Source organism: Sulfurospirillum deleyianum DSM 6946, from assembly GCF_000024885.1.
GTDB lineage: Bacteria > Campylobacterota > Campylobacteria > Campylobacterales > Sulfurospirillaceae > Sulfurospirillum > Sulfurospirillum deleyianum.
In genome coordinates, this window is record NC_013512.1 from 949,569 (window position 1) to 974,373 (window position 24,805).

General features: G+C 32.3%; 20 protein-coding genes, 1 tRNA gene and 1 pseudogene. 19 read left to right on the forward strand and 3 right to left on the reverse strand.

Annotated features, from left to right (window positions below; all coding sequences use genetic code 11):
• The first annotated feature begins 13 nt into the window (after positions 1-13).
• The 11 genes from SDEL_RS04855 to SDEL_RS04905 all read left to right on the forward strand — a co-directional run bounded on the left by SDEL_RS04855 (position 14) and on the right by SDEL_RS04905 (position 13,727).
• A complete protein-coding gene (locus SDEL_RS04855; protein ID WP_012856739.1) occupies positions 14-1,825 on the forward strand; it encodes an ATP-dependent nuclease in 1,812 nt (603 codons plus the stop codon).
• A 37-nt stretch (positions 1,826-1,862) separates the two neighbouring features.
• Positions 1,863-2,084, forward strand: coding sequence for a hypothetical protein (locus tag SDEL_RS04860; RefSeq protein WP_012856740.1), 222 nt, complete (start codon positions 1,863-1,865; stop codon positions 2,082-2,084).
• A gap of 9 nt (positions 2,085-2,093) precedes the next feature.
• Positions 2,094-3,572: a DUF2779 domain-containing protein gene (locus SDEL_RS04865; RefSeq protein WP_012856741.1), complete on the forward strand. Its 1,479-nt coding sequence runs from the start codon at positions 2,094-2,096 to the stop codon at positions 3,570-3,572.
• Positions 3,572-4,486, forward strand: a complete 915-nt coding sequence (locus tag SDEL_RS04870) for a helix-turn-helix transcriptional regulator (protein WP_012856742.1) — start codon at positions 3,572-3,574, stop codon at positions 4,484-4,486. The genes SDEL_RS04865 and SDEL_RS04870 overlap by 1 nt, the downstream gene beginning before the upstream one ends.
• A gap of 65 nt (positions 4,487-4,551) precedes the next feature.
• Positions 4,552-5,238, forward strand: a complete 687-nt coding sequence (locus SDEL_RS04875; protein ID WP_012856743.1) for a competence protein CoiA family protein — start codon at positions 4,552-4,554, stop codon at positions 5,236-5,238.
• A gap of 21 nt (positions 5,239-5,259) precedes the next feature.
• Positions 5,260-6,438, forward strand: a complete 1,179-nt coding sequence (locus SDEL_RS04880; protein WP_012856744.1) for a hypothetical protein — start codon at positions 5,260-5,262, stop codon at positions 6,436-6,438.
• 1 nt (position 6,439) lies between these two features.
• Positions 6,440-7,006: a condensin complex protein MksE gene (locus SDEL_RS04885; protein ID WP_012856745.1), complete on the forward strand. Its 567-nt coding sequence runs from the start codon at positions 6,440-6,442 to the stop codon at positions 7,004-7,006.
• Entirely contained in the window at positions 6,996-10,700 is a 3,705-nt protein-coding gene (locus SDEL_RS04890) for an ATP-binding protein (protein ID WP_012856746.1), read from the forward strand. The genes SDEL_RS04885 and SDEL_RS04890 overlap by 11 nt, the downstream gene beginning before the upstream one ends.
• Positions 10,700-11,569, forward strand: coding sequence for a DUF7281 domain-containing protein (locus SDEL_RS04895; RefSeq protein ID WP_012856747.1), 870 nt, complete (start codon positions 10,700-10,702; stop codon positions 11,567-11,569). The genes SDEL_RS04890 and SDEL_RS04895 overlap by 1 nt, the downstream gene beginning before the upstream one ends.
• A 148-nt stretch (positions 11,570-11,717) precedes the next feature.
• Positions 11,718-13,160, forward strand: a complete 1,443-nt coding sequence (gene dgt / locus SDEL_RS04900; protein WP_012856748.1) for a dGTPase — start codon at positions 11,718-11,720, stop codon at positions 13,158-13,160.
• A gap of 27 nt (positions 13,161-13,187) precedes the next feature.
• Entirely contained in the window at positions 13,188-13,727 is a 540-nt protein-coding gene (locus SDEL_RS04905; protein WP_012856749.1) for an NERD domain-containing protein, read from the forward strand.
• A 459-nt stretch (positions 13,728-14,186) separates the two neighbouring features.
• Here the strand turns inward: SDEL_RS04905 and SDEL_RS04910 are convergent, their stop codons facing one another.
• The gene (locus tag SDEL_RS04910) at positions 14,187-15,149 is read right to left on the reverse strand and encodes a hypothetical protein (protein WP_012856750.1); all 963 of its coding nucleotides are present in this window, start codon (positions 15,147-15,149) and stop codon (positions 14,187-14,189) included.
• 162 nt (positions 15,150-15,311) lie between these two features.
• Here SDEL_RS04910 and SDEL_RS12410 point away from each other — a divergent pair.
• The 6 genes and pseudogenes from SDEL_RS12410 to SDEL_RS04935 form a co-directional block, all read left to right on the forward strand.
• A pseudogene (locus tag SDEL_RS12410) lies at positions 15,312-15,731 on the forward strand (transposase); the annotation flags it as partial.
• Between the two features lie 350 nt (positions 15,732-16,081).
• Complete coding sequence (locus SDEL_RS04915; RefSeq protein WP_012856751.1) at positions 16,082-16,582, forward strand: hypothetical protein; 501 nt, start codon at positions 16,082-16,084, stop codon at positions 16,580-16,582.
• Positions 16,572-17,138 (forward strand): hypothetical protein, encoded by a 567-nt coding sequence (locus SDEL_RS04920; protein WP_012856752.1) that lies wholly within the window; start codon positions 16,572-16,574, stop codon positions 17,136-17,138. Before SDEL_RS04915 ends, SDEL_RS04920 begins: the two co-directional genes overlap by 11 nt.
• Positions 17,135-18,166, forward strand: a complete 1,032-nt coding sequence (locus SDEL_RS04925; protein ID WP_012856753.1) for a hypothetical protein — start codon at positions 17,135-17,137, stop codon at positions 18,164-18,166. The genes SDEL_RS04920 and SDEL_RS04925 overlap by 4 nt, the downstream gene beginning before the upstream one ends.
• Before the next feature lie 22 nt (positions 18,167-18,188).
• Complete coding sequence (locus tag SDEL_RS04930; RefSeq protein WP_012856754.1) at positions 18,189-18,428, forward strand: hypothetical protein; 240 nt, start codon at positions 18,189-18,191, stop codon at positions 18,426-18,428.
• A 37-nt stretch (positions 18,429-18,465) separates the two neighbouring features.
• Complete coding sequence (locus SDEL_RS04935; RefSeq protein ID WP_012856755.1) at positions 18,466-19,506, forward strand: tyrosine-type recombinase/integrase; 1,041 nt, start codon at positions 18,466-18,468, stop codon at positions 19,504-19,506.
• Between the two features lie 75 nt (positions 19,507-19,581).
• Here SDEL_RS04935 and SDEL_RS04940 read toward each other — a convergent pair.
• A tRNA-Leu gene (locus tag SDEL_RS04940) sits at positions 19,582-19,666 on the reverse strand.
• Between the two features lie 83 nt (positions 19,667-19,749).
• On the reverse strand, positions 19,750-20,028 hold the full coding sequence (locus tag SDEL_RS04945; protein ID WP_012856756.1) for an HU family DNA-binding protein: 279 nt from the start codon (positions 20,026-20,028) through the stop codon (positions 19,750-19,752).
• 168 nt (positions 20,029-20,196) lie between these two features.
• Here SDEL_RS04945 and flgL point away from each other — a divergent pair, with 168 nt between their 5' ends.
• Entirely contained in the window at positions 20,197-22,602 is a 2,406-nt protein-coding gene (gene flgL, locus SDEL_RS04950) for a flagellar hook-associated protein FlgL (RefSeq protein ID WP_012856757.1), read from the forward strand.
• A 68-nt stretch (positions 22,603-22,670) separates the two neighbouring features.
• Positions 22,671-24,800: an FtsK/SpoIIIE family DNA translocase gene (locus SDEL_RS04955; protein ID WP_012856758.1), complete on the forward strand. Its 2,130-nt coding sequence runs from the start codon at positions 22,671-22,673 to the stop codon at positions 24,798-24,800.
• Positions 24,801-24,805: the final 5 nt, after the last annotated feature.

Sequence of the window (24,805 nt, forward strand, 5' to 3'; positions counted from 1 at the left end):
CGAAAGGATTTCTATGAAATTACATTCATTACGGATAGAGGGTTTTAGGCGTTTTGTTGACACAACAATTTATTTTGATGATGCAACATTTTTAATTGGTGAAAATAACATTGGGAAAAGTAGTGTTTTAAAAACTATTGAATTACTGCTATCTTTAGAACAAAAAATCTGTCCTGAAGATTTTTATAGTTTATTTCATGAAGATGAAAATCAGCGACAGGTTGATTCAGTTGTTTTAACAGCTGAATTTAGGGATGTCCCTACTGAAGCTAATTCTTGGCGAGGCTTTAGAGGAAGAATATTTAACTATACTGTGCCTGAAAATAGTATAGAAACAGGATTATCAGTAATTTATAAAAAAACATTTTCTCTTGCAACACTAAAACCAGTAATTGAATTTAAACAATCTGTAAAGACTTTAAAATCTGAATATGCAAGTGCACAAAAATGGCAGGATTTTATTGTAGCTTCTAATAATGAAATTACAGAAGAGATGATAACTGAAATTTTTCAAGTAACAAGTTTTAATATAAAAGCAAAACCTGAACAATTAGACTTATTGGATGAAATTTGGGACATAGATACAACAGCTGAAGAATGGTTTATTAATCCTGGTGGTTTCCCCTCAAATGTTGCTAGTAAACTTCCAAGATATTTGTTTATTCCAGCTCAAGATAGAATGGAAGAACTTTCGACAACTAGTGGTGTATTGCATAAAACTCTTAATGAACTTTTTGAAGATGTAAGAAATGTATCACCAAACTATTTAGAAGCACAAAGGCATCTAAATTTACTAGCACAAGAGCTAGATCCATCAAATACTGCAAGTGATTTTTATACCTTAATGCAAAATTTAAACGGTGTTCTGCGAGGAGTGTTTCCAGATTCAGAAATACATGCAAAAGCAGATTTAAGCAATCCAGATAAAAATATTAAAGCGACATTTGATATTCAAATGAAAAGCAATATTTTAACTCCTATTAGCCACCAAGGAACAGGGACGGTTAGAGCAGCCGTATTTGGATTATTGAGATATAGAAAAATATGGGAAGCTGCAAAAGATCCTACTCAACGCAGAAGCTTAATTATTGGATTTGAAGAACCAGAAATATATTTACATCCAAATGCGGCTGAACAAATGCGAAGGAAAATTTATGAACTTGCAGGAGAAGAATCACAAATCGTTTGTACTACACATTCAACATATATGATTGATTTATCAAAAGATAAGAATCAAGTATTAAATAGATTTTCAATTACTGAAGCCGAAGGTACTATTTGTAATCCGTTTAGTGTTTCAGAAAGATTTAGAGACTTATTAGACGATGATAAAAATCATGTAAAAATGTTGATAAAGTTTGATGATTACATGTCAAGAGTATTTTTTGCAAACAAAATCATTATTATCGAAGGTGATACTGAAGAAATTGTTTTGAAAGAAACTATCAAATTAATGCCAGAAGAAATTCAACACAAAATCTTATCTAATGTTCAAATTGTTAAAGCTAGAGGTAAAGCAGCGATTATTTCACTAGTAAAATATTTGAATTCTATGGGTTTAGACTATTTCGTTATTCATGATAGAGATAGAGGTACAGATAGAGCAGAAAATTATAATATTCATATTTTGACAGCTATGAATAATCAAGAGAGCAAAAGGATTATGATGGAAGAATGTATAGAAGATGAACTTGGTTATCCTGCACCAAGTAGTGAAAAACCATATAATGCATATCAAAAAACTCAAGAATGGGAAAATTGGGAGTCCGTCCCTGATACTTGGAAAACAAAAATGCAAATTGTTTTTAGTGAATATTTTAATTAGAACAATTTGATAGTTTAAAAATAAAAAAGGAGATTAAATGAATGTTTATTTAGATATCAATGGAGATTCTGGTGTATCGGCTTATGAAATAGGTGAAGATAATATTAAAGTTAAATTTAAAGGTACTGCAAATTTTTATGTATATTCATATACAAGTGCAGGAAAAGAAAATGTTGAACATATGAAGAAACTTGCTCAAAGCGGAGATGGTTTAAATAGTTTTATTAATCTAAATGTTAAATATAAATATGTTAGATAATGTTTTAACATGACCCTCTCAAAATCCCTCTACACCAGAGCCATTCAATGCCCAAAATCCCTCTGGCTGAAAAAGTACACACCAGAGGTTTTAACCCCACCCGATGCCAGTGCCAAAGCACGGTTTGAGACGGGTAATATTGTGGGGGATTTGGCGTGTAAATTGTTTCCTGATGGGCGTGAGATACCTTTTGATGCACACGATTTTAAAAGCATGGCGAGGCTGACCCAAGCGTATCTTGATGAGGGTGTGGAAAATATCTACGAGGCGACATTTATTTACGAGGGTATCGTGGTGATGGTGGACATCTTGCGCCAAACGCCTCTTGGCTTAGAGCTGTATGAAGTGAAAAGTTCCACCGATGTGAAGCCTATCTATCTGCATGATGTTTCCATTCAGCTGTATGTTTTAGAAGCCCTTGGGTTTAAGGTTGGGGCGTGTCATGTGGTGCATATCAACTCAGGCTATGTGCGAGAAGAAGCGTTGGAGCTTGAAAAGCTTTTTGTGGTGGTCGATGTCACAGGTGAGGTGCAAGATTTGCAAGGCTCTATTCCTGCAAAACTTGAAGCGTTTGAGGCGTATCTGGACGATAAATACCATGAGCCAAACATCGACATTGGCAAACAGTGCAATGACCCTTACGAGTGCGATGCGAAGGCGTATTGTTGGAAAGTTCAGCGACATATCCCAGAGTACAGCATCTTTAACATCTTCAATCTTGGCAGTAAAAAACAACAAGAGCTTTATGCACAAAACATCGTGGCAATTGAAGCTATACCCGAAGATTTTGCGATGACACCCATCCAATGGCAAAAAGTCGATAACTGGAAAAAGCAACACACCTTTATCGACCATGAGGCAATCGCCGAGTTTTTAGAAACACTCACCTATCCCATCTATCATCTTGACTTTGAGACCTTTCAACAAGCCGTGCCTTTGTGGAACGGTGTCAGCCCTTACAAACAAATACCGTTTCAATACTCTTTACATGTAGAACACCGTGATGGCACTTTGGAGCATAAAGCATTTTTAGCAGAAGCGGGAGTTGACCCAAGACGTGCTTTGGCTGAGAAACTGGTCGAAGACATACCTTTACATGTAAACATTTTGACATACAATATGAGCTTTGAAAAGGGCGTCATCGCCTCACTTGCCGAGCTGTTTCCAGACTTACATGTAAGGCTTATGCACATACACGAAAACATCAAAGATTTGATGCTTCCTTTCCAAAAAGGACACTACGTCACCCCCTCCATGCAAGGCAGTTACTCCATCAAATACGTTCTTCCTGCTCTTGTTCCTGAGATGGAATTAGCCTATAAAAAGTTAGAGGGCATCCAAAATGGCGGTGATGCCATGAACGCATACGCTTCTTTACATGTAAAAAATTTTGATGAACAGATGAAAGTGCGTGAGCAATTGTTACGATATTGTGAACTTGATACTTTGGCGATGGTGAAGGTGTTGGGGAAATTGAAGGAGGTTTAATGACTAAAGCAAAAGACTTGGAAAGATATGAATATATTTTCACGAAAATTAGAAGAGGTGAAGAATTGCATCCAGTTGAAATTGCTGAATACTTGGGATGTAATAGAAAAACAATAACACGTGATTTTGAAAAAATTATCTCTGTTTTATTTGAATCACCTATAGAGTATAATGGAAATAAATGGATCGTTCCTAAGCCTATTATTGACATACGTGCTTATACCGCCAGTAATTTAGTGTCAATTGCGTTACTCCTTAAAAAAGCTTATCATGAAGACCCTTATCTTTATGATAAATCCATAGAACTTTTTGATTTTCTTCAAGAAAAGGTATCTCATTCTGTCTATAAGCAAAACTCTATTGAAGAATTATTTCCTTCTTGTAAAGATGAATTTTATTTAATTAAAAATGCTATTGAAAAAACACAAGAGATAAAATTCTCATTTCATTATGATGATAATGTTAAACATGTTCAACCATTGAAAATTACAAACTTAGAACAGTATTGGTATCTGTTTTGTTATGACTTAGAGCAGAGTTCATTTTGGATATATCATTTTAAGGGAATAAAAAATATAAAGGTACTTGATCAAATCTTTAATTTGGATGAACATCTTTATCGTGATAAATTAGAAAATGCAATTAATGCTTATTTCAATATTTATGAAAAAAATGAAGTACGCCTTAGATTGTCAAAAGCTCCGATGAAAGTGTTGAAACGTAAACAACTTAATAGTTCTCAGAAAATATATAAAGATGAAGAGTTTCAAGATAAATATATTATGGATATAACAGTATCTGATTTAAGAGAAATCTCGCCTTTAGTCCAACAATGGATACCACATATAGAAGTCATATATCCAGAAAATCTAAAAAATATTATTCGAGAAAATCTAAAAAATTATACTCTATAGCATAGTGAGGAAACATTTTTGTCCTTTAAATATTTTATACTTTCTAAAACTTTAAAGGAGGGATAATGTTATTAGCAATTCATTATGATAGAAAAAAAAGAGCAGAAGACGCTGGTCGGGGAGAATTTGGAATATGTCCTTGGAGTAATTTGGAAGTAAAAGCACATGTTGGACTGATTCGTCAATTTTGGGCCTACACAGATAAAAAGCCAGTATTTGATAAAGGATATGAACCTGAATCAGAATGGCATATTTCTTGGAAAACACCAATTAAAGATGAATATTGTGAAGTAATTTTTGGTGAAAACAATGAGCATAGGGCAGATATTTTAGGTTCCAATAACACAGTAATAGAAATTCAAAGAAGTAAAATTGATATGAGAGACTCTAGGGAAAGAGTAGAATTCTATCAACTTGCTACAAATAGAAGAGTTATTTGGGTAGTTGATATTCAAGAGTTTTGGAATAAGAGGTTCTTCTTAAAACCATCTAAAGAGCGTGGTATATTTATAGTTGAGTGGGAACCTAAGAGAACATGGCTATGGGATTTAGCTTCCACCCCTAACACAAATTTATATTTAGAATTTAATCATTCAAACGACAAATTACTTCATGTATGGATTCATAATACTATGATGCATGCAAAGTATTTTAAGAAAGAGGATTTTTTTAACAGATATATGTTTGATGTTGCAAAAGAAGAATTTCAAATAAATATTCAGGATGCTATTGATGTATTATGCGGTAAATAAAAAAATAAATGGTAAATATACATGATAACTACTATTAATCCAAAAGAATTTATTAAAGCTCAAAACGATGCTAAAGAAGCAATCATAGAGGCTCACTTTAAAGGTAGTATCGAATATGTAGAGGGAATACCTTATTATGATTCCAATAAGAATAAAGATTTATCTCCTTTGATAGAAAAACTAATTGATTTTAATGTATTTGATTATGATGAGTATTCATACTCTTTATTATTAAGTGATGATTACAATGCTCACTTAAAAACATATACAGATGTAAATATAAAAGATATTGAAGATAAACAAAAAACTATTAAAAAGCTAATTAGAGATATCAATATAAAAATAAAAGATTCAAATGATTATTCTAGTGAAATTAAAAAAATCAACTCTATTTTTAGAAGTATTAAAAAGGTTATATATCGGGCAATAGAATCTCTTAATGAAAAGGAAATGAAGTTTAAAGCCGAAGTAAACTTTGAAGTTAAAAAAGCGAATTTGCATGATTGTAAAGCTGACTTGACTGCATTATCAGAAGCGGTAAATAATACAGATAAATTTTTGCTAGAGTATAAATCTTATTTTGTAGATGAACTTGGAAGCGATTCAGTTTCATTTCATATGAACCAATTGGCACACCATATACATGATGTAAGAGAAAATATAAGTAAAACACTTAATGAACTTTCAAAATACCTTATTCATATTGAAAAAGAAGCTAAAAAGATTGAAAAGTTAAATCATCTATATAAACTCAAGATGAATGGCGAATTATTTGAAAAAAGCAACATAGAATCGGTATTCTTCAGATTACAAGATATTGCTACATCCTTTAAGGTTAAAACTCAATATAAAAATGATGATGAATTGATTACATCTATAGTGGCTCTTGCAAAAGAAAATGATATTTCAGTCAATGAAAATATGCAAAAAGAGGAGAAAAGACCTGAAGCTGTTATTCAGTCTCAAGATAAAGAGGTTAAGCAAAGAGTGGTGCTTAGTACTAAAAAAGTTTATAAAGTTTTCATTAGACAAGATAAAGACTTAGCAACATTTTTAAAGCAAAAAGATTTGGATAAAAAACAGTTCTTATCCATTTTGATTAGAATAACACTTCAGTATAATAAATTTTTAACTATCTCAAAAGATGAGATTATAGAACACAAAGGTATCAAGATACCTTATATTATTAAAAGAGGATAATATGGATTTATTACAACTATACGAGTATAAAGATATTTTTCAAGTGATTGAAGATTGTAGAATAAATGGTAAATTTATAAACGAAAATAGTACAGATTTTAAAATCAAAGAAGCATATAATTTCATATTGCAATATAAACAGGATGTGAAAAATTACTATCATATTATAGGATATACTCTTGTAACAGACGTAGGGTTCTTTTACTTTATTTTAGATGGATATGAAACTATCCCTAAACCTTATATAAACAACTATATTGACTATATAGATATGTACAGATTTTTAAAACTTTTAAATAGCAATATTAGCTCATCAGATGGTGGTCCATTTAGTGCAAGTGATATGGAAAGTAGGTTAAATGTAGATATTGAATTGCAAACTATGATATATAAAATGAATTTTTTAAAGAAACGCTCTACACATCGTGAAGCGATTGATTCAATTATTGCAAGATTAAAATCTGATGGGTTTGCGGAGAGTATTGGAAATAAGGAAGGTCAGTTTTTTATACTTAGATCATTTAAATTTATTGAAGATACTATTGATGGAGTAGAGTATGAGTTGTAATAAACTTGGATTAAAAGAGATTAGATTTATTAATAGCGGTCATTTTCTCAATGAAAATATAATTATAGATGATTTTACACTTTTTCTTGGTAGCTCAGGTGTTGGTAAAACAACTGTTATGAGTGCAGTTTGTTATTTCTATACTATGGATAAAGAGAAAACTAGACCAGTTAAAAAAGAACTTAGTTTTTATGATTGGCATTTACAGGGTAGCTATTCTCATTTGGTCTATATTTATGAAAATATCATCGGTAAAAATGCCATTATCATAAGTAAAGATAAGGGCATAGTAAAGCACACATTTATCAATATACATAATTATGAAGATGATATAAGTACTTTATATCTTGATGAAAATAATCGAAGTTTAAATTTAGAAGAGATTCTTGCAAATTGTTCAAAAAAAGGTTTGACATACTATAAAAGTGAAACTATACCAACATTTCAAAAAGTTATGTGTAGAAGAAGTTATAATCTATTACCCAATAAAGATAAGCCAGAACTAGATTTTTCATTTTATGATAGTGAAGAATCAGCAAGTCTATTTGGTAAATATTTGTTTAATATATATTCAAATTCATCAGTTAGAGATAGAGGTATTAAAGATATGCTCATCTCTTTAATTGGCGAAAAAGAACACTCCTTAATTATCTCAGAATTTAAAAATAGATTAGCTGATGCATTAAGAAATGTATCTCACTTTGATATTATCAAAGAAAGAAGAGAGAGAATACTTAGACTTGATGAAACAATTATTACATATAGTGCATTAATTGATGAAATAGATAAAATAAAGTTTGAATTAGAGACTATTGCATACAACAAAGAAATTATTCAAAAAGTAATAAGTAGAAAGCAAGTTGATTTTTTAGCTGAACAAAAAATCACTCAAGATAAAAAAAATACACTTAACGATGAGTGGACAATAAAATCTCAAAATTATGATGATCAAAAAGCACAATTAAACAATAGTATTCTTAGACATGAGGAAATCTACAACGTTTTCATACAAAAGTATAGAATTGAAGATTTAATCAAAGAACAAGAAAAAGAAAGTGAATATAAAGATGGATTAACTATATTAGATGTTAAGATTAATGCTATATCTAGTAGTATTGGTGAGTTAGAAATAAAAGAGAACTCAGACAAACAAAAAGCAAAAATTGAACTCAATGATAAGAAAGATGCAGAAAAAAAAGAACTTGAAAGCAAAAAAGATGATCTAAGTAAGAGTAAATGGCAACTATTAAAAGATAAAAATATAGAAATTGAAACAAATATACATACTATTGAATCTGACCTTGAATCAAAAGCTAATGAGTACATTGAGTTAGATAAAAAGATATCAAGAGATGAAACTACTCTCTCATTACTTCCTAAGCAAAATTTAGAAAATAGTTCCACTAAAAAATTTAAAGAAGAGATGGAAAGATTATCCACTCTAAAAAAAGGTATTGAATTACAGTTCAATACCTTCAATACCGAAAAATTAAATCTTGAAAAATTAAGAGATGATAACTTCAATGAACTTAACAAAAAGATAGAAGATGAAGTGGGGGAATATACAACACAAAAAGAAGAACTTCAATCTAGAATTGACAAGGTTAACAAAAAGTTAGATATAGGTAAAAATAATTTATTTGGATTTTTAAATAAAAATGAAGTACCAAATAAAAGAAAGATATTAGCTATTGCTAGCGATGAGATATTATTTGAGGAACAACATTTAGAATTTAAAATTGACACCAGTAATGATACTTTTTATGGATTAAAGGTTAATGGTGATGTAGAATCTCTTGCAACTAAGTATGATATTGAAACACTTGAAAATAGTAAATTATCTTTGCAAGAACAATTAAACAAACTAATCGCTAGGCATAACATAAAGTTTAAAGATATTGAAGATAATTTAAAATCAACATCAAGTAAATATCAAAAGCTATTAAAAGAAAAATCCAAAGAGATTTATGGGTTATCTCCAAAGATTAAAGATAATGAGATAAAAATAAACAATGAAAATACAAGATTAAATGAAGAGCTATTCCGATTAACAAATGAACGAGATAGTGAAATTATAAATAAAAAAGAGCAACTTGAAAAAGATAAAATTCAATTGGGTGGGTTAAAAGAATATTTAGATGGATTAAAAGCAAAAAAATCAGGTTTACTTTCTGATATAAATAATAAATATGATGACAAAGAGAAGAACTTAAATCAAGAGCTAACTGATTGTGAAAAAAATTTAAAGAGCATAAATAATAAATATAGTGCTCTAATAGATGAATCAGATAAAAGAATTCACGCAATATACAATGAGATTAAAAAAAGTAAGCATATTGATACTGATGCTCTTGAATTACTTCAGCAAACTTTCAAGCAACTAGATGAAAAGCTCAAGTCAATTAACGAGAATAGAGCTAATGTTACAAGATATAATGATGAAGTGCTACCAAATTACAATAAAGTACCTGCCTTAAAGGAAGAACTAGATATTGCAACTCAGCAAAGAGATAAGGATAAATCTTATTTTGATGGCGAACTTAAAATAGTAGAAAATAAACTTCCAGAAATAGAAAAATCAATTAACGCTTGGAAAAGTCATCAAACCTTTTTTAAGGACTTTGAAGAAGAAATATCTGACATTGTATTAAATGTAAATAAAAGCTATGAACCTTATTTGGATAATGAGGTTGTATTATTGCTTGAGAGTAAAAAGTATATACATATACATGAAAACTATAAAACTCTTATGGTTCAACAAAGTGAGAGAGCAAAAACAATAATGTTTGAAACGGGAAAAGTTATTGATGGTATTCCCGCAGATAATATGATGCAATTAAAAACCAAATTTGATATCAATAGTTTTGAGGACAATATAGAGCAATATATATCAATCGCTAAATCATACGCAAATTTCATTAAAACCAAGTTTGATATAGAAGGGACTAGTTTACAGCTTCATAGATTAATTGAGGCTATAAATGATGCCGTAAGTAAGATATCACATATCAAAGGAACATTTGAGAGTATTGTTAAAGATGTCAATAAAATAAATGGAACTATGCGAGAAGGTATTAAAAATATTACAATAATAGACTTTATAAGACTCAATTTTAAAGATACAGGAAAGGATGAAATCGTAACTAAAATTGAGAGTATTGGAGATATGCTAAGTGCTAATATGCTGATTGGTTATGAAAATAGCGAAAGATCTGAGAAGGTTAAAAATGAACTAGTAAAAATAGCGCAAGATTTACAAACCATCTTAGATAAAACATTTAAAAAAAGTATTACCGTCGCAGATATTAGTACCTTAACCTTTGATGTAAGTGAAAATGGTCAAGTTACAAAAGGAATTGCTACACTTGATAGTGTGGGGAGTACAGGTACATCAATTATGGTAAAAGCTATTATCTATATAACACTACTTAGAATGGTCACAAATAAATTTGCAAATAGTGAACGTACAAAATACCATTGTATTATTGATGAGATTGGTCAAATATCGGCAGACTACTTTACTGAACTAATGAAATATGCTAAACAGCTAGAGTTTGTATTTATAAATGGAACTGCCGCAAACGATGATGATATAATTGAAGAATACCCTAGAATATATATGGGAATTAGAGAAAATCAAAATCAAGTTGAGCTAACTTTAATAGATGCAGTAGATGCCATGGGCGATTGGTAATGGCTATAAAGATAACTAGCAATAATTTTAAAGCTATAAAAATACTTTTAGAAGATAAGTACATATCTAAGAGTTTATTTGGTTCTGAAAAGCTTTTAGATGTATTTTTAGGGTGTAATTCAGTATATATTGATGGAAAACCAAAACAAATATATTTAAATGATGAAGAGGCTCTTTTAGGTGTCATAAGGGCTAATGGCTATAATATTAATTCTATAAATGATATAGATTATTTTATAGAATCATGCGAACCTATAAGCCGTGATGAGATTGCCGCGCACTATTCAGATACTAAAAGAGTTGAATCTAAAAGCTTTAACGGTTTGATGGTAAGTACATTTGAGAGATTAGAAGTTAAATATAATGCTACAAAACAATACTTATATCCAATGGAAGGCACAGGTTTATTTATACATTATACTTCAAAACTAGAACTAGACGATGATATAATTTTGGTTGGAGTAGAAAATCCTCAAGTAGTATGGTATGTTAATAAATACAGACATCTATTTAGCGAGAATAAAAAGTATCTATTTCTCTCTATTAGTGAATATAAAACATCTTATCAGTACAAATGGATTGAATCTTTTAAGGGTGAATATATACATTTTGGAGACTTTGATTTGGCTGGAATTAATATTTATCTTAACACAATCATTCCAAAATTAAAAAATTCTAAGTCATATTCGTATTTAATACCTGACAATATTTATACTATTCTTAAAGAGCAAAAATATAAGAAAGATTATTCAAAACAAACAATGTATTTAAATATCGAATCAAAAAATGATCAAAAATTACAACAATTAATATCCTTTATTAAAAAAAATAAATTAACACTTGAACAAGAAAAATTAAAAAAAAGTTGAATTAAAAGTTTAACCATTTCAAAAAACTAACAAACAAAAATTAAAAAACACATGTTATATCGGTTTTATATAGTACGAAGTAGTTGTTGCAATATTAATAGTAACTTGATACTTAGGCGACGATTTAGATATTTAAAAAAGGCTATAAATGATTGATTATAAACAGAAAATATCGACTGAAAGAGAATTTTATCCTATTAACGATCTAGAATACTCCATTGAAAGTGATCGTGGGCGCATTCTGTCAGCACCAGCATTTCGTAGACTTCAAAAGCGTACACAAGTCTTTGCACTTGAGCTCAATGCCTCTATACGTACTAGACTAACTCACTCTTTGGAAGTTTCTCAAACAGCACGTTTTATTGCCAAAAATATTTTGTCTAAACTCGAAAAAGACGGCTTAGCAACGTATGGCTTAGAAGGGTGTAAAAATGCATTTATTTCAACTTCTGAAATGACAAGTTTGCTTCATGACATTGGTAACCCTCCCTTTGGACATTTTGCAGAACAAACTATCAATAAATGGATAAAAGAAAATGCTCTACCTTTAATTGAAACATTCCCTGCAAGCACTGATAAAACAAAAGAACTCAAAGCGACACTCTCACAAGATCTTTGTAATTATGATGGCAACGCACAAGCAATTCGTGTCATTACCAAATTACAGAGGCTCAATCTCTCTTATACCCAAATAGCCTCTGTGGTTAAATACACACGTGGCGCATATGAAGAAAAGCCAACTAAGGGTGAGCCGTTTGATTATCTGATGAAAAAACCAGGGTTTTACTATAGCGAGAAAGGTTTCATTGAAAAAATTCAAGATAAGCTCAATATCAAACATGGTTGTAGATTTCCTTTAACCTACATTATGGAAGCTGCAGATGACATCTCTTATCTAACAGCTGATTTGGAAGATTCTGTTGAAAAAGGCATTTTGAATCTAGATAAAGTCTATGAGCTTATAAAAGCAGAGTGTGAGAAAGAGGGTGAAACATATCTTTTAGAAGTTATTCAAGATAGATATGACCAAGCCAAGAAAAACGATGAGCCATATCAGTTTAGTATGTTTTTTACATTGGTGCGTGCAAAGCTAGTAACATCTTTGGTCTATCATGTAGTTGATATTTACATCAACAATCATGAAGCAATTTTTGAAGGATCATTCAACAGTGCTTTGCTTGAATATGACAAAGAGAGCAAATACTATAAAGCGATAAAAATCTTACAAGCGATTTCTGCGAAGCATATATATCAAAACAAAGATGTTCAAACGCTAGAGTTACAAGGTTATACGATAATCAATGGACTTTTAAATATTTTCAAACCATTATTAGAACTTACATGCAAAGATTTTGAAGCACTACTACATGATGAAAGAATAGAGTGCTTTATTGCAATGAGGCTGATTAAACGCATCTCATCCAAGCAAATCGTAGCGTATCAAAATGATGTTAAGGCATTGAATCGCGAAGATACAGAGCAATTTGAACTTCTTGAATGGTACCATCGAGTACGCCTTGTTATTGACTATATTAGTGGCATGACTGACGATTTTGCATTGCATGAATATCAAACATTATTAGCACTTTAAGATAATAGAATCAAAGGCATTTATAGAATGAAAAAAGAGCAACTAGAAAAAAATATCCAAAAAGGGAAAGATGGAGAACAAGCATTTTTAGAATGGCTTGATCAAAATGGCTTTTCGTATTTATACATTAATCAAGATACTGATTCTTTCCCACAACTATTTAAAAATCATGTGAAAAGACCTGATTTTTTAGTCTTGATTGATTCTATTGGATTGATTGCTGTAGATGTAAAAAATTATAAAAAACACCAAGAGAAGTACTGCCCATTACCGTATGAAAGTGAGCTAAAAAAGACATTATCGTTTGAGCGAATGTTTAGAATCCCCGTTTGGTATGCTTACAAAAATGAGGAATCTTCTTGGCTATGGATTAGTGCATTAAAGGCAGTCGAGGTAGGTAAATTAATTGCTAAAGAAGGGCAAGCTGATTTTCTATCAATTAAAATTGAAGATTTTACAGAAGTAACCAGCAATCAAGATATCGGAAAATTATGGGAACAGAGATTACCGAGCTTTAAAAATAATCATAATAGTATTGATGATAAACATACTAAGAAGAATAGTTAATGTAAATTCCTAAATACGCTCCATTTCTATTTTAAATTTATAGCACTATACGGTTGCTATAACCGAAATAACGTTGAATATAATCTGCATAAGTTTAGCGTGTTGCATCGGCACTTACTTGCGTTTTTGACTTTGGTACAAGTCCCCAAAAACCAATCTTCTCATAAAATGGAATGCTAGGTTAGGCATCACTAATGCACCACACATTAGCAAAGAAGTGTTTGACTAACACTTTAAAAAACAAGAATCGTTTAAAAGAAACATGATGCAAGTATATCAGAAGCATTGAGGCATAATTTAATTTTCATCCGTTTTGGTATATACCGAGAAAACGTATTTTTCACGTATAAAAAGCCTTGGAATAGGACTTTTATAAAATAAGTATAATTGAATTTAGAATACTAATTCTGTTGCTAAATTCAATCTTTTATTCAAAAAATTTTACAAAAAATAGTTGTTTTATAGTTGATTATGAAGAGAGATTGCTATGTCATAGCAACCTTTTTTGATGTATTGATAATATTTAATAGAGTACTTGTCCATAATGTAAATTTTTGATATTACGACAAATATATAAAATTCAGCAGGATAATTAATGAGATCATTGTGCGAATATGGTTTAAAACCAAGCTTAAATTCATAATCATTAAATAATTCTTGCCATAGCATATCAAATGCTTCATCTAGTGTATATGAATTAAGTACTAGTCTTTTTTGAACAAATAAATTTTTAAAGTCGTTTTGTATAGTTTGCCGTATATAAATAAACTTGTATGAGTTTTCCAAATTCATAGTATGAGTATTTGATTCACGATTTTTGTTTAGACGTTGGATGTCTTTCTTTTGTTTTTTTCTCATTTTAGGCAAAATTGCACATCTATATTGACCTAGTATATCTTTTACATCATCTTCATAACAATAAAATTTTGTACAAAATTTATCATAAATAATTGTCATCTTTTTTAACTTTACAGATTTTTCTTTTCCAGATAAATTTTGAGTAATGATTTCATCATAATAATTAATGAATTGTTGTTTTAACAAATTTTCTAACTTCTCTTTCTTGCTTAGTTCATTACTTATATTGTTTATCGGTCGAGTTATTTTACTTTTAAAAAAATCTTTTTTACGATTATAAATTTCTACATGTGATTCACTGCTATTACAAGTTAAAAAAAGTCCTTGATCAAGCATTATAGTTGTCACTTCTTGACTCTTATCAATAATAGAAATATCATTATTCTGTTTATTACATGTAGGAAACGACATCATATTATAAAGAATTACTCGAATTAAGTTAGGAGAAAAAGATTCAAGAAAGTGATATATGATAGGTTTATTCTTCTTCGATAAATCTTGGTATATCTTAGACCTAACGCAATTTAATAATTTTTCGAAAAGTACTATATATTGTTTATTCATATAGAGCCCCGTCCAATAGTGGATAAAAATCTTATTACGATTGTACAGTTGTAAAATTGAATAGGACTTAAAAAATCGGGAGTGTTAGAAATTGTGTCAATCTGGTAGTATTTCAAATACCTAAGGATTGAAAGATAGAATTTTAGATAGATATTACACTAAATACGTAAGTGGAAAGCCCTTGGCGGGAAAGATGGAGCATTGGCTTCATTGATTAAGTAGCACTTTAAGCAGAGATAGAATCCCACCTCACGCAAAATTTAGTAAAAAATCATAAAAATTGCAGTAAGTAGCTCTAAAACCATGAAGAGTGAAATAATCCGTTGTGAACTCGATGTTCCAAGAGACATGGAGGTAAATTTGAACTCCAAATCGTGAAGAAAAATCAAACCCATATGTCAGATCAGATAAAACAAAAGATACTCATACTGTATGCCCTCGGCAACTGTTACCGCCAAATAAGTGACCACTTAAAAGAAAATATATGAAGTAGACTTTTCCAAAGCCACTATAAGCGCTGTAGCGGATAAAATCTTACCGATGTTGCAAGAGTGGCGTGTTCGTCCACTCGAAAAGCTATGGATGCCGACACAAATTTCTGAACACTCCAAAAAATCTCAAGCTTTATAAATTAATATTATCATCGAAGAGTCTCAACATATACTACTAAGTTTGTATTTTTTATGTTTATTAAATTCTATAAAATATAGAGTTGTATTTGCAACAAATATTTTAATAAAGAGATCTAAACTAATTTTGCTTCATTTAATCATATAGATAGATTAGATGACTAATTTTGAAATTTTTTTATATTTTGTTAAAAATTCTCTATTTCTTACCTTATTTGTCCATATTTTACAAGCTTTATAATTGTTTCCCCTCATCTATATACTTTAAAATTCTCATATCGAATTTAAAAACTTGGAGCTGAGATGGAATCAAAAAAATTACATAGGTTTTTTGTAACAATGCCAAAAAACTTACAAGAAGAAACGTTTGAATATACAATACAAACATATTATACATTGAAAGGTAACCCTGAATATCAAGGCTTAAATCGAGCATCTCTTTATTTTGAGTCTTTCTTGATAGCATTAGAAAGATCATTTAATATCATTAATAATGGTACATCAAAAAGCCATGCAAGGGATTTACAATCTATTCAAAAGCAGAGTGCTTCACGCGAAAAAATGATTGACACTAAAAAACGAAGAGCTGCAAAAAAACGTGACAAAATTCTTGGTCAATATTGTGCTCTTATTTACAGTTTTAGATATGAAAAAAAGAAAGAATTTTCTTGGATCGCTGCTTACTTAAGACGTTTTCATAAACTTACAATTGATAAAACCTATTTATTTAAGCTTTATCCATTCATTGTTGAAAAAATGAAAAATAACCTAGATGCAGATCAAGGAGTAAGTAATGGATTATAATCAATTTACAAATTCATGCAACGAATCAAGAGACTTAGGTATCCCTTTGTTACAAGATTTTTATTTAAATGTTAAAAAAATATCTTTTCCAAACAATAGGAATATACCACTTATAATGAATGATTATGGCAAGGTATCAAAAACGTATTTACTTCAGAAAAAAGATACTTTTTTTCAAATTTATTCGCTTGGTTGGGGAAATGATATTCTTGTCAGGACACTATATCTTCATCATTTTATAGAAGTTTTGCTTGCATACGTTCATAACGATTTGAGCTTACATGGTGAATATGTTATTTTAAATGTATCAAATCAATTTGGAATTCGAATCACTATTGATTCAAAATCAAAAATCCTAAATATTGAAAATTTTGATTATCTGAAAAATATTTTTACTCCTCTTACATCGATTAATAAAATTGAGTGTCGAATTTTAATTCGTATGTTTTTCAATTATCTAAACAAAGGCGAGATTTCAGAATCAGAAGATGATTTTGATGGCAATACGAAATGTAATTACTCGAACAATCGATTCTATTTGAAGGTCTTAGAATGAGAGGCTCAATTTATTTTCAAACAGGAATTCTTGTTTCCATACTTTACACACCAGGACTTTCAAAAATAGATCAAAAAGAGAGTGTTTTCATTGCAAATTCAGATACGCTAGAAACCTATCGCGCTGTATGGAATGAGCTAGGGATCTATTGTAAAAGCATGTACGGACTAAAAGACCTACAAGACCTTAGTGGCGAACATATTCAGTCTTATATGACGGCAAAATCGAATCAAAATATTACTGAGCAATATTTTGAGTTAGTTTCATGTGCAATAGGTAAATTGGAGGTTGCACTACGTCTCTTAAATGCAACATATTCATATCAAAATCCAAAATATTTTGAACAAAGAGATAGAGATTATGACTTTTCTATCCGAAAAATCATTCTTACTCAAGCACGAGACGAACTAAAAGTTAAAGAAACAAGCGACGACCCAAAATTTTGCAGAGAATATGATGATCCTAAAGCTATGATTGAAGCGCTGGACGAGCAAAAATTTTATATAGCTGCTCGTATTCAATTTGAAAGTGGTGCTAGGTTTGATGGTGTTCATAGAATCGATCAATATATGGTTGTACAAACGCGAAAACTTTTTGAAAATAAATTAGATAATATTGTTGAGTATAAGCGTATTGATAGTACTTTTTGTCAAGTATCACAAATGCAAGGTACTATAATTGATCCATTCACTGGTAATAAAAAAGGTACTCTATTTGATGTCGAAAAAGGTGGTAAGCCAGGTTTACTTTATGTAAGTGAAAAAACATATACCATGCTAGAAGAATATTTTACAAGAAATAAGGTATTTATTGTTCATGCACATCAGTATAGGCGATCCCTCATTAATGCTGCAAAAGCTACAAATCAAGACTACCAAGGAACACACGGCTTCAGATGGAATTTTGCAAGAAATCGTTTTGAAGAGTTGCAAATTTTTGGTAATTTAACATATGAGCAAGCACTTCAACAAGTTTCTTGGGAAATGAAGCATGAGAGAGCAGACATTACAGAGCATTATCTTAGATAAATTAAAAAGATGAGGAATAAATATGTTAATAGAACGAATAAATCGACTCGAAAATGAAATGAAAGCCATGAAAACAACACTGTTGAATCTACCAACATGGTTTCCATTAACAACAGAATTTGCACAAGAACATCATATGACTATTGATGGCTTACGGAAGTGGTGCTTAAAAAATTTACACCCTGAACATTTTATGAAACGAGGACGGTTTTGGTATATACATAAAAGTGAGATTGCAAATGTACATCCAAAGATTGTATGATTGCATGGTTCTTGGCTAACTTGAAAGGAGTTTTCAAGTGGCATGTGTTGTTCAACATCCCAAAACAGGGAATGTTCTTTTACAAAATGTTGTTAATGGTAAAACCATCCGCCTATCAACAGGCAAGAAGGCAACAAGTAGGTTAATTGGCTGGTATAAAACTCACGTTGAAGATGAGTTTTGGAAGCTTTATTACCAAAAAAACAAAGAAGCAGATCAACGAATGAGCTTTGCTGAGTATGCGAGATATATTGTGGATATTACGCAAAGTAATCGAAATGAATTTTCGCAACGAGGAGAGATCAAAAAGGTTGAGAGACTTATCAAGTATTTTGGTGATATAGCGTTAGATGATATTAGACCATCAACCATTCAAGCATGGCAAGATACTTTTTTAAAAAACCTTGCACCAAAAACGGTGAAAGAGTATCGAAGTACGCTAAGTGTCGTATTTAAATTTGCGTTTAATGATGATCTCATCCGTAAAAATCCTCTAACACCTGTTAAGTCGCCCAAATTGCCTAGACGCATCGTTGATGTCTTTAGTGATGAAGATCGAAAATTGCTTATTGAACATTCAAGCGGGCAACTTCATAACCTTATTCAGTTTGTTTTTTACAGCGGACTGAGAGCAGGGGAAATAATAGGCCTTAAGTGGGACAATATAGACTTTGACAAAAACAAGATTGATGTCTGTATGAGAGTCCGAAAAGGTACTGTTGATCTGCCAAAAGGCGATAAAATCCGTTTGATTGATCTGTTACCGCAAGCGAAGCAAGCGCTTCTTGTACAAAGACAACTAACAGGGCTTTCATCCTTTGTCTTTCATTCAAAAGAGGGCAAACCATATTTTAGTGAAACAAGTATTACGCAATCCATTCAAGAGTTGTGTAAAAAGCTTCATATTGTAGGCGGTGGTGGTTTGCAAAAAATGAGGCGAACGCATAATACAATGCTAAAGCAATTTGGCTTGCCTCTTGATTGGATTCTTCATCAAATGGGACATGAAACAGATGAAGTCAATCGTAATCATTATACGGGAACAATAACAGTTGATATCAGCAAAATAATTGCATGATTTTGACAATTATTGACACCTCGTTGACACCAGTAAAGTTTAAGGTTTGGAATATCGTATTTTAGGGAGTTAGGGTGGTACCTGAGGCCGGACTCGAACCGGCACATATCTCTATACTAGATTTTGAGTCTAGCGCGTCTACCAATTTCACCACTCAGGCATTGAATTAAAGAGTTGGAATTATACAAAAAAAAGCTTAAAGCTCAGTAAAACTGAATATTTAAGCTTTTTTATTTTTAGAAATTATGCTTTAGCAACAACGTCTTTAAGTTTTTTACCAACTTTAAATTTTACAGCAGTTGTTTTTGCTACATCAACAACTCTATCTGTACCAGGAACTCTTGCTTTTCTAGCAGCTCTTGTTGCGGTACTAAATGTACCAAAACCGATAAAACTTACTTCTTTACCAGCAACAAGTGCATCACTGATTGCTTCTAATGCTGCATCCACAGCTTTTTGAGTATCTTTCTTAGAAAGACCTGCTTTCTCTGAAACCGCTTGGATAAATTCCGCTTTTTTCATTGCCAATTCCTTAAAATAAAGTGTTTGTGCAAGGATTGTACAATTTTTTTTAAAAAAAGACAATAATTTCTTTCAAAAAGGTAAATAATTTCCCTATGAAGTCGATATTTGGTACAAGGAATTAAAATTGCTTGTACTAAATATAATGAAATTTAATGGAGTCTAATCATGAGAGTCACTGATTCACTTTTATTTAACAACTCAATGCGTAATTACCGTACTTCTTCTCAGAAGTTGTATGACGTGAATCAGCAAATACATTCAGGTTCAAAAATACAGCAGAGTTATCAAGACACTAGCGTCTATATTGATGCCATGCGTTTAAACTATGAAATCACTACGCTTGAACAATCCATCGAAAGCAGTTCAAAAGCAAAATCCTTTGCAAATAACATCGATACAACGCTCAATAGTTTTACCAGTAAACTTGATGAATTTAAAACAAAACTCACACAAGCTGCCAATGCTTCTAATTCTCAAACAAGCTTAGAGGCGATTGCTAATGACTTAGAAGCATACAAAGAAGAGTTAATTAATCTTGCAAATACTTCTATTAATGGTCAATTTTTATTTTCAGGTTCTGCACTTTCAACCAAACCTATTAGTGCAGATGGAACATATAATGGTAATGCAGAAAGTTTAACAGCTGTTGTGGGTTCAGGTGTTGAGCTGACGTATAATGTTGATGGAAAGTCTCTTTTTTTAGGAAAAGATAGTGACTACAGTAAAGTTGTCTCCACCAATGTAGCTATGTATAATCAAACCAAACTCCATCCAAGTATCATGGATGCTTCGGGAACAGATACAAGTTCTAGTGAAGTTTATTTAACAGGAACAGATACTATTCGTGATATGGTAGGTGATACAGACAGTGATACAACCAATGATCCTAACGCTCTCTTTTACCTCTCAGGAAGAGATACCGCAGGGGAGACTTTTGCTACTAAAATTGAGATGAGTACAACATCGTCTGTTGAAGATTTAATGGAGCGTATCGGTCAAGCGTATGGAAATACATCAACCAATACTTTAGTCGATGTAAGTATGAACGCAAGAGGTCAGATTGAAGTAAAAGATTTGACAACAGGCAATCAAGTCTTAGAAATGAATCTCTTTGGCGCAGTTGATAGAGATGCGGCTGCTGGTACGGCAGGTAATGCGAATCAAACAGATATTAATGCTTTACTTGCTTCTTCAAACGTTGATATTATCGCTTTTAATGCGAGTGATTATGTCTCAACCAATTCTGCTACAACTATTCGTTCCAGAGCGGATAGTTATAACGCAGGAGTATATCGTATCGGGTATGAACTTCAAACAGCAGAAGGGAGTGTAGCAAAGGCTACAACTTTGTTAAGTGACATCATGCCAGAGGCTGATAATATCTTGGTAGGGGCTACACCTTTGAGCATTACTGCGACCACCACCGTACAAGACCTTATGAGTGCCATTGAAGCAGAATATAGTTTAGGTGCTGGTTCTGTGCGCATTGAAAATGGACAAATTATCGCAGATGATGCCACAGGAACACTGGATGCTACGTTGATAGCACGTGATGCTTCCAATACCCCCACTGCGGGGTTTAGTATCCCCGATGCGATTAATTACACACAGCGTGGATTTGAAAAAGATGGCAATGAACTCACGAGTAATGTTTCACAAGTGGTTAAAGAAACCAATGAATATGCAACACAAGCGACTAAGTTAAGTGCTGTTGCGGGAACTGATACGCTTGATGGCAAAGCATTGAATATTGACTATAAAACACTGAATGGTCTTAGACATTCTGCCACAATTAATCTAAGTGATGCGGGTAGCAGTGTGGACGTCGATACGGATAATGATGGGGTTGTTGATGCAACCTTCTCCATTCTCGATGGAAGTGGAAATGTAACGAAGGCAGATGATGTAAGCTATCAGCAGTTATCAGATATCGTAAGTATGCTTACTTCAGGCACTATTCCTACCAATGGTGTTCCTACTGCGACAAGTACAGATTTAGAAGAGTATCAGTATGCCATTAAAACAGCCCAAAATAGCGTTGAAGTAGGGCTTGACCAACAAGGTCGTCTTTCACTGATGGATAAAACAGCCTCTGAATCTAAGATTGAATTTAGTCTCTCTGATAGTGACGCTCATACATTTGATGGAACCTCAAGTACAGCACTCTCTTTTATGGCAAATGATTCGGTAACGATTGAAAGTCCTTCTGTGAATATGTTTGAACAATTAGATACTATGATTGAAGCGGTTAGAAGTGGTAATTTTCGTATGGATTCTACATCTTCTGACCCACGAAATATTGGTATTCAAAATGCCTTAGCACAGTTAGACCATATTACTGACCATGTAACAAAAGCACATACACAAATTGGTGCTTTGTCTAATGCGTTGACAGAAACTCAAGCACGAGCAGAAACACTAAAAGTCAATGTCACAACGGTTCAAACGGAGATTGTGGGTATTGATTTGGCGGAAGCGTATTTGGAATTGACTCAGGTCAGTAACTCTTATGAAGCGATGCTCTCAGCGATTGCAAAAGTCAATTCGATGTCTCTTTTAGATTACATGTAATAATTTGTTATAATGTTACCTCTCAAATTATTTTTACATGTAAAGGATCTGTTATCTTAAAAGAGGTCATTTTTATTATATGTCTTGTCATTTTTCTTTTTTTTGGGGTCGCAACGGTTTTACCTGATGCATCTGTAGTAGGCACGTTTGGTGCTTATATGGGAACCTTTAATCGAACTATTTTTGGATACTTTGCTTTTATTTATCCTTTTCTTTTGATTTTACCCCTCTTTGTTTTGTATAAAGAGAGTTATATTAATGAGAGACGTATTGGTGTTTTTCTAGCTTCCATGATTCTTTCTTTTGCGTATCTCATGGCACAATCTATCGTTGTCAGCAACACCTTTCAAGGAACTTTTGGGCACTCTATTGTCGAACTTTTAAAAAGTTTTATTGGGATTTTGGGTGTTTGGTTATTTATCTTTGCTATTTTCCTTCTTTCAATTACCTTACTTGTAGAATCAACGATTGGGGATTTTCTTTCCTTTGTGAAACCTCTCTTTACGAAACGAACACCCTCTAAAGTCGTTTCTCTCTCGAAAAAAGAAAATGTTTCTTCTTTGGTACATACAGAAGAAATTTCTTTGCCAGAACGCATTAAACGTGAAGAAGAGATTGAACCCATCAATGAAACTTCGCTCAATGAGCCTTTAATTGAAGAAACTATACCTAAAGAAGAAGAACCGAAAAAAAGCCTTGTACGTCTTAAAAGTGCTTCAAAAGTTGAGATTTTAAGTGAAGTTGAGGAGAATAAAAAACTGCTCTTAGAGATTGATCAAGGTGAGTGTGACAAACCTAAAGATTTCAAACTTCCACCCCTCTCATTTTTAGCTAATCCTCCAAGTAAAACCGTTCATGTCAATGAGAGTGAAATCGATCAAAAAATTCAAGATTTACTTGAAAAACTCAGACGTTTTAAAATTGAAGGCGATGTGGTACGTACCTACTCAGGTCCCGTGGTGACAACGTTTGAATTTAAACCAGCCCCTCATGTGAAAGTTTCACGCATTTTAACCCTGCAAGATGACCTTGCCATGGCACTTCGTGCGAAAACCATTCGTATTCAAGCACCGGTTCCTGGCAAAGATGTGGTGGGCATTGAAGTGCCCAATCATAAAATTGAGACGATTTATCTCAAAGAGATTTTAGAGAGTGAGATTTTCCAAAAATCTTCTTCACCACTGACGATTGCGCTCGGTAAAGACATTGTGGGCAATGCCTTTGTGACCGATTTGAAAAAGCTACCGCATTTACTGGTTGCTGGAACCACAGGAAGTGGTAAAAGTGTGGGCATTAACGCCATGTTACTCTCCTTGTTGTACCGTAATTCGCCCGATACGCTAAGATTTTTAATGATTGACCCTAAGATGCTCGAATTTTCGATTTATAATGATATTCCGCACCTTTTAACACCTGTCATTACCAAGCCCAAACAAGCGATTGTCGCTCTTGCCAATATGGTGAGTGAGATGGAGCGACGCTATCAGCTAATGAGTAGGTCACGTACTAAAAACATTGAAAATTACAATGAAAAAGCAAAAAGCATTGGGGTTGAGCCTCTGCCTTACATTGTGATTATTATTGATGAGTTAGCAGATTTGATGATGACCAGTGGTAAGGATGTGGAGTTTTACATCGCACGTTTGGCACAAATGGCACGAGCCAGTGGTATTCATATTATTGTAGCAACCCAAAGACCCTCCGTCGATGTTGTCACCGGTCTCATTAAAGCCAATCTTCCTTCACGTATCAGCTTTAAAGTAGGGCAAAAAATAGACTCAAAAGTCATCTTAGATGCGATGGGTGCGGATTCTCTTCTAGGAAATGGTGATATGCTTTTTACCCCTCCAGGTACTTCAGGGCTTATTCGTTTACACGCACCCTATACCACAGAAGATGAGATAGATAAGGTAGTAGAATACCTTAAAAAACAACGCCCTGTCCAGTACGATGAGAGCTTTTTAAAAGAGAGCGAAGAGGGATTTTCAGCTTCGGGTGGAAAAGAGAGTGGTGAGCTGGATGAGTTGTTTGAAGATGCCAAAGCCATTGTCTTAAATGAGCGAAAAAGTTCCATCTCGTATATTCAAAGACGTTTAAATATTGGGTACAATAGAGCAGCAACCATTGTTGAACAACTTGAAGCAATGGGCATTCTCTCCTCTCAAAATTCTAAGGGTCAGAGAGAAATTATTGTTTGAATCAC